The organism is Alphaproteobacteria bacterium (assembly GCA_026400645.1).
In the GTDB taxonomy this organism is placed as follows: domain Bacteria; phylum Pseudomonadota; class Alphaproteobacteria; order Paracaedibacterales; family CAIULA01; genus JAPLOP01.
This window is the reverse complement of record JAPLOP010000038.1, coordinates 1-6,399: the sequence shown is the minus strand read 5'-3', so window position 1 is coordinate 6,399 and position 6,399 is coordinate 1. Positions and strand designations below refer to the sequence as shown.

The window sequence follows — 6,399 nt, the reverse complement described above, 5'->3', positions numbered from 1 at the left end:
TAACGGTCAAACCTTTTTGCTCCAGTTTTCATCAACGCTTAAAAACGTCACTTTAACTGGTTCTTAAGGCTATTTTAATGCCCGTAAAAAGAGGGAATTCTAGTTGTCGTTAGAAGGGAATTCTAGTTGTCGCCGCACAGATCATATTATTGTCAGGTTTGGTTATGTCTTTATCTGCGTCGTCAGTATGTTGTGCCCAAATCGGAGAGCCTGATTCTGAGTATCCTTTATTTTTAAAGGCAAGAAATATCAATACAAAAGTGGAGATTTCAGGGGAAGACTATTTGAAGATGTATGAAACCGCGAAAAATGGCGATGACAGTATCATAGATGTGTTGTTGCAATTTCGTGCTGACACGGAAAATGGTATTAATTTTACAGCCCTTCATGTGGCTTCACGCAATGGGGACGCGGTATTTTTGGACAGACTATTGGGTCATAGCGATGCTGATATTATTGGTCAAGATTTACCTGGTGGGGTTACGGCTCTTCAGGTATCTGTATTCAAAAATAATCTGGATTGTGCGGAAATTTTATTGAAACATGGTGCAAATCCTGATCAATTTACACCTCCGGACGGAGTAACATGTCTAGCTTTGGCAGCGCATCGTAATTATCTTCCTCTTGTGGAAATTTTGTTGAAGTATAGGGCAACGGTTGATAAACCGGGCCATAGTGGGGCGACCCCTCTTATTCTTGCCTCGATAAAAAATCACGCATCTGTCATGGAGATTCTGTTAAATCATGGGGCGATGGTTGATCAGGTTATTTTTAATTGTACGGTCCTTTCTTTGGTTGTTGATCGTAATCATATTGAAGCAGTGGAGATTTTGTTAAAACATGGGGCGGATGCCAATAAACCGAGCGTCAAAAAAATAGATTCTGGTGAAGTTTTTATGCTTTTTCCCCTCTGTTCTGCTGTGAAAAAAGGCTTTAAGGAGGTGGCAAAACTTCTGTTGGATAAGGGTGCCGATATGAATAAACGAATGCTCGATGATGTTCCATTGTCTACGACACTTGTAATGGCTCGCAAAAGCGGGAATGCGGATATGTTAAACATATTGACATCGCATGCTTCCTTTGTGGCGGAATAGCCATTGGAAATGTGCTGTGGGTTGTGAGTAGGCTGTACTTTTAACTTCTATCCTGTAAGAGAGTCTCTCTCTGATTGCCCCGTGTTTTCGATTCATCATCGGACACGGGGTATTTTTTTGTCCAAAAATCATAAACTTTATATTAAAGGAATACCATATGAGTATTGTTGAAAAAATTAACTCAGCAAATAAATTGAAAGAACGGGTGATATTATTAAGAAAAAGGAGGATCGAAAAAGATGACGGAGGGTTAGAGGAAAAATTTGAGGAGGTCACATCGGTTTGGGCGCGGGTAAAGCCATGTTACCCCAGTGGCTTTCCGTCGGGGGCTGCGTCCAGAAAGGGGGCGGGGTTGGAGTCTATATTGGCGGAACAAGAAGGGAATCATTATTTCTTGGTTATGCGAAATTTGTATGGCAGCGATGCTCGACACGCAGAAATAAACGCGCTACGCTGGAAATATAAAATTTTAGATATTCCGATGCCGCTTCGGCTGGATGAAAGTGGAGCGTGGCTTTCGGGTGTTGCTGTTGACCAAGGAAAAGGGTGTTTGTATGGCTGATTATGGGGTTTTAGTGGCGATGCGCCAGGCTTTGTCTGGCACAAAGGGGGCCGGGAAAAGTATTCATTTCGCCATTCCATCTGGGGCGTCATTTCCGATGATTGTGCTGGAGCTGGAGGAAATTTGGACCGCAATGCGGTTGGGCGGGAATGCGGCGCATGCCAGACTTAAGATAAAGGCATCCATTGTGGGTAAACATACATCCGGCAGGGAATCGTTGGGCGTGGCCGAGGAGGTTCGTTTAGCCATAGATGGAAAATCGCTGGCTGTGGAGGACGGGATGGTCGCGGTCGTTAAACTGTCTGGTAGCGTTATTGATTTTCCGCAGACCAACAGTCCGCGCAGTGTGCAGCAATTTTATGATGTATTAATTCGGGGGTGAAAATGGAAGAGACTGTTGATAATGACAAGGGTGTCGGGGCAGACGATGAGGTGTGGCGGGATCAGATTGAATCCCTGTTGACGGAATACGCGCGTGAAAGTGTGCGGGGGCGAATCCATGATATGCCGCGTTGGGCGGAGTGAGCGGGTGAGGATAGGGGGGTATTGATTATTTAATTAGAAAGGTATTGTATAATGAAAATTAAATATAAGTTTATAATAAAGGTTGCTTTTTTGTCTGGTATTCTGTTGATGGTCGGTGATTGTCATGCTTCCGATGATATTGGAAATTTTGTGCCCAAACCGATAAGGAAATTTTTTGAAAAGATCGGGGCGTGTGTCATAGAAAAAGTTGATTTTACCGCGGAAGTATTTCAGCTATGGGAAGAGAAGCAGGAAATAATAACAGCTGGATCTAGGAGCTCTGCCAAAAAGGATTTCTTGTTTTTTGATGTGATGGCTCATAATACTAAGGTGAGTATGTATGAGATTCCAGATATTGTTAAGGATGTGTTGTTAACAATCAAGCCTGATGATTTGGAATTCTAATCTGCACAAGGTTATTATTAAAATTAGAGAGAGGGCGATCGGAAAAGGTTTGGAAAGTAGGTTTGCTGCCATGTGCTTAAAAAAACATTGCAACATAATGTAAAAAAATCCCATAATAGCAGTAAGCCAACTTACTAAATGGATATTAGAATGAATAATCGGAAAAATGCAAGAAAAATTTTTCAACAATATGTATTGAGTGCAGCTTTGTTCGGCTTGATTACAAGTTTGGGCGCAGTGCCGGCATTTTGTGCGGATATGGATGTGTATGGTCCCCTGCCCAAACCTATGAAGGTGAGAAATGTCAATGCAAACAAGGAGATTCCTGTTTCGGAATTTGAAAATTTTTATAAAAGTGCGGCCGATGGTGATTCTGTTGGTCTGAATTCTTTATTGCAATGCCACGTTACACCAGTTGACGGAGGGGGAAATTTGGGTGAATTGACGGCACTTGATTGGGTTGCGCTAAATGGGAATGAAAGTTTCGTTGAGAATTTGTTGAACTATGATCCTACTGTTATTGAGCAAACCGGCTCCCTTGGTAGTCCGGCCATCCATTTTGCAGCGCTTCGCGGCCATACAAAAGTGATGGAAGTATTGTTAAAGAAGAAGGATGCACTGGCCAATTCCATTGGATACGGTAGTACTGTTTTGTCTGTGGCTGTGATGACCAATAATCAAGAGGGAGCAGAACTTTTGTTGAGAAAGGGCGCAAAGATTGATCTGGCTGATGGTAATGGGTTAACGCCTCTTCATCACGCGACGGCTGGTCGTGATGCGTCCATGATTAATTTTTTGTTGGAAAGGGGCGCTAATGCCAATGCGGAAGGATGTCATCGTGGCATTAAATTTACGGCGCTTCATATTAGTGTGGATTTCAATTGTCCCGATATTGCGGAAATGTTATTAACGCATGGTGCACTCGTTGATACCATTATCATGGGGGGAGGTACGGATCTTCATTATGCTTTGCACAGAAATCACACAGGGGTGGCGAAAGTATTGGTGCAACATGGTGCAAATGTTAATTTGTTGGATTCCAAGGGGTTGACTCCGCTCCAGATTGCTGAAAATCGTAACAATGCAGAGATGATAGAAATTTTAGTACAGCATGGTGCGATGGCAAGGCAACAGTAGAAAAACTTCAACTCGACGTAATGCCATTTTCAAAAATAATTAGTGAGTTTCCTGGATGGCCACGCCGCCTTCGTCGGCTCGCCATGACTACGTCATTGCGATGAGGGTGAAGCCCATTGAGCAATCCAGGAATCATCCTGAACTCATGAAGATTTATTGAAAATGGTATTATTACGTCGAGCTCAGGTTGGTTAAAAAGATATTAATCGAGTCTAACGATTGTACCAAAAATCCCACAATGACAATGCAGCGGTGCTGAATGCGCCGTCCTCTGTTAAGCCGAATTGCTCGAAAAGCTCCAGGCGTTTGTTTTCATTGTTCCTGTATTCTAGTATGCTGGATCTTTCGTGTAGTTCGATTCCCTTTTCCTTGTATGCACGGCCAGCATAGTTATCGGATGTTTCAAACCGAGAAATTGCCGCACAAAAGGCATAATAATTGCCGGCGCGCAAATAATATTTTGAATCATTTGCTTGGCTCGCTTTTTGTTCGAGCAAATTTGCTGCATTCTCAAGATTTTTTAGTGCTCTTTCATAATCCTTGCTTTTTATAAAATCAAAACCAGTTTTTATAAAGTCCCCGATCTTTTGATCGGAAGAGGGAATGATGCGGTTTGTTTCTGAATTGAATGCATCTAGGAGCATTTTATCGGGGATTTCCCCCGTTATTTCATTTGGTAAACATCTTGATCTGAATGCGCACGCCATGAGCTCAAACTGTTTTTCAGCTTGTCTGTGATTCTTTTCGGTTAATAAGGTATCTCTTTCCCTATGTTCGTTTCCGAAATCCATTCTATCACTTGCTGCATATCCAATTGTGCACAATATAAATGAAAGGAGGATGGATTTTAAAAAAGCATTCATGGTTATTCTTTCTTATGACAAATGGTGGTGGATTGCCGGCCTTGTATAGCCAGTATGAGTCGGAAAAAGTTAATAAATCGTTAAAATAATTTCATCAATAATTTAATTAAAAAGGAAAGTAAAATGGAGACAGAATTAATCTTAAGTGCAGGAGGATTGCCGCCATTATCGGCGCGTGGGTGTACTCAGGAGTTGATGCCGATTTCAAATGGGTCGTTAAAACGGACGGTGAATGGGGAGTTGGTGATGGTCGGGAGCCCAGTTCATAAATACCGGTCGGTGATTTCGTGTGATGACAAAACGGTCATGGCGACCGAGGGGCTTTACCCCGGGATCGAAATCACCGTGGGCTGTATTCAGCGGCTGTGGCAAAAGGTGATGCCAGATCCAGCGAACAGCGTTGTGTTGTTGGATCGGGCGCCAATCGAGGGATCGGTCGCGGTTGTGGATGTCGACCAGCAGATGATTCCGGTGGTGTCGATTGATCAGCAGCAGGTTCGCCTTTTGGATCGTCAAAAAATTTATTACGTCAGTTATCGGCCGTGGTTAGCGATGCGGATGGTTACATATAGACTGATGACTAACGAATGGGGCATTAAATCGGGATGGCGATTGGAACTGGAGGAGATTTAAGATTTCGACCTGGCTTTTTCTTTGCGTGTTTCAACAACGGTAATATAAAATGTGCTGACGGTAATTAGGCCCGCACCAGCAAAAATCCAGACCGTTGGAATTTGATGAAACAGGATAAATCCAAAAATGGCTGAGATGATAAATTCGACATATCGAAAGGGTGCCAGGGCTGATGCATCGGTTGCGGAAAAGGCCCTGAACAGGCAAACCTGAATCATGTTGCCCCCAATGCCAAGCACGAACAACAACGAAAGCTCGCCCAGTGTTGGTGCCTGCCAAAAGAAGGGGAGGGGGATTGCCGCCAACAAGGTGGTGCCCAGGCCAAAATAAAATAACAGGGTATACGAATGTTCATCGCTGATCATTTTTTTTGCCATAACGTTCAGGAACGCAAACAAGATTGCGGCCGTTATAGGAACAAAGGCAATGATATTAAAGGCATCCGTTCCGGGACGAAGGATAACCATCAACCCAACAAATCCCACAAGGGTTGCAATCCAACGAGAGCGGTCGACTTTTTCATGGAGCAATAAATAAGCCAAGGGCAAGAAAAACAGCGGTTCCGTGAACATGATCGTTGTATTTTCGGAAAGGGGCATGATGTTGACCGAATAACAGCATAGGCCCAAGGCGCCAGCACCCAAAACGGCACGCCCAAGGTGCATCATGGGTTGCTTGGTTTTGAACAGGGTCGCCCCTTTGTGAACCATAAAGGGAAGGATGGATATCATGCTGAACAGAAAACGGAAAAATGAAATCTCCACAGGGTGTAGGCGTTCCCCTAAGAATTTCATCAAGACATCATTTGTGACGCTGACAACGGAAATCATTATGGCCCAAAATACTCCCTGGGCGTATCCCTTGCAAACGAACCAGCGCAACAGGGGAATCGACAGCGCGGCGGCGGCGAATCGTTCAATGATTGAGGAGTTTCTTGTTAGGGTCGGCGTCATATTGTGGGGCATATAGTTAAAGTGCGTACCAATTAAATTACATAAAAGAAACTGTACACATTCAATGGAAGAGTGTCGAGGTAAAACTATATACCCCTTCCAGATCATTTTCCAGGGATGATGATCTGAAAATTGTCAGTAATTCGATCAACCAACATGTCGACTATACTTGGTATCGTATTTGACATAAAATTAAAAATAGCTTCTGAGAATTTTTTAAACGTTTC

General features: G+C 43.4%; 9 protein-coding genes. 7 read left to right on the top strand and 2 right to left on the bottom strand.

The annotated features are described in order from the left end of the window. Positions 1 to 164: 164 nt before the first annotated feature. The 6 genes from NTX76_06375 to NTX76_06350 all read left to right on the top strand — a co-directional run bounded on the left by NTX76_06375 (position 165) and on the right by NTX76_06350 (position 3,723). Positions 165 to 1,094, top strand: a complete 930-nt coding sequence (locus NTX76_06375; protein MCX7338884.1) for an ankyrin repeat domain-containing protein — start codon at positions 165 to 167, stop codon at positions 1,092 to 1,094. Positions 1,095 to 1,251: 157 nt separating this feature from the next. Continuing rightward, on the top strand, positions 1,252 to 1,656 hold the full coding sequence (locus NTX76_06370; protein ID MCX7338883.1) for a hypothetical protein: 405 nt from the start codon (positions 1,252 to 1,254) through the stop codon (positions 1,654 to 1,656). Further along, a complete protein-coding gene (locus tag NTX76_06365; protein ID MCX7338882.1) occupies positions 1,649 to 2,038 on the top strand; it encodes a hypothetical protein in 390 nt (129 codons plus the stop codon). Before NTX76_06370 ends, NTX76_06365 begins: the two co-directional genes overlap by 8 nt. 2 nt (positions 2,039 to 2,040) lie before the next feature. Beyond that, positions 2,041 to 2,181 (top strand): hypothetical protein, encoded by a 141-nt coding sequence (locus NTX76_06360; protein MCX7338881.1) that lies wholly within the window; start codon positions 2,041 to 2,043, stop codon positions 2,179 to 2,181. Between the two features lie 51 nt (positions 2,182 to 2,232). Continuing rightward, the gene (locus NTX76_06355) at positions 2,233 to 2,586 is read left to right on the top strand and encodes a hypothetical protein (protein MCX7338880.1); all 354 of its coding nucleotides are present in this window, start codon (positions 2,233 to 2,235) and stop codon (positions 2,584 to 2,586) included. Between the two features lie 150 nt (positions 2,587 to 2,736). Next, entirely contained in the window at positions 2,737 to 3,723 is a 987-nt protein-coding gene (locus NTX76_06350) for an ankyrin repeat domain-containing protein (protein ID MCX7338879.1), read from the top strand. Positions 3,724 to 3,935: 212 nt separating this feature from the next. On the opposite strand, the gene NTX76_06345 is transcribed toward NTX76_06350, so the two are convergent. After that, positions 3,936 to 4,586, bottom strand: coding sequence for a hypothetical protein (locus NTX76_06345; GenBank protein MCX7338878.1), 651 nt, complete (start codon positions 4,584 to 4,586; stop codon positions 3,936 to 3,938). A gap of 123 nt (positions 4,587 to 4,709) precedes the next feature. Here NTX76_06345 and NTX76_06340 point away from each other — a divergent pair, with 123 nt between their 5' ends. Beyond that, the gene (locus tag NTX76_06340; protein MCX7338877.1) at positions 4,710 to 5,219 is read left to right on the top strand and encodes a hypothetical protein; all 510 of its coding nucleotides are present in this window, start codon (positions 4,710 to 4,712) and stop codon (positions 5,217 to 5,219) included. Here NTX76_06340 and NTX76_06335 read toward each other — a convergent pair. Continuing rightward, positions 5,216 to 6,184 carry a DMT family transporter gene (locus NTX76_06335; protein MCX7338876.1) on the bottom strand — a complete coding sequence of 323 codons (969 nt, stop codon included), beginning with the start codon at positions 6,182 to 6,184 and terminating at the stop codon, positions 5,216 to 5,218. The two genes, NTX76_06340 and NTX76_06335, sit on opposite strands and share 4 nt — an antisense overlap. Positions 6,185 to 6,399 lie beyond the last annotated feature (215 nt).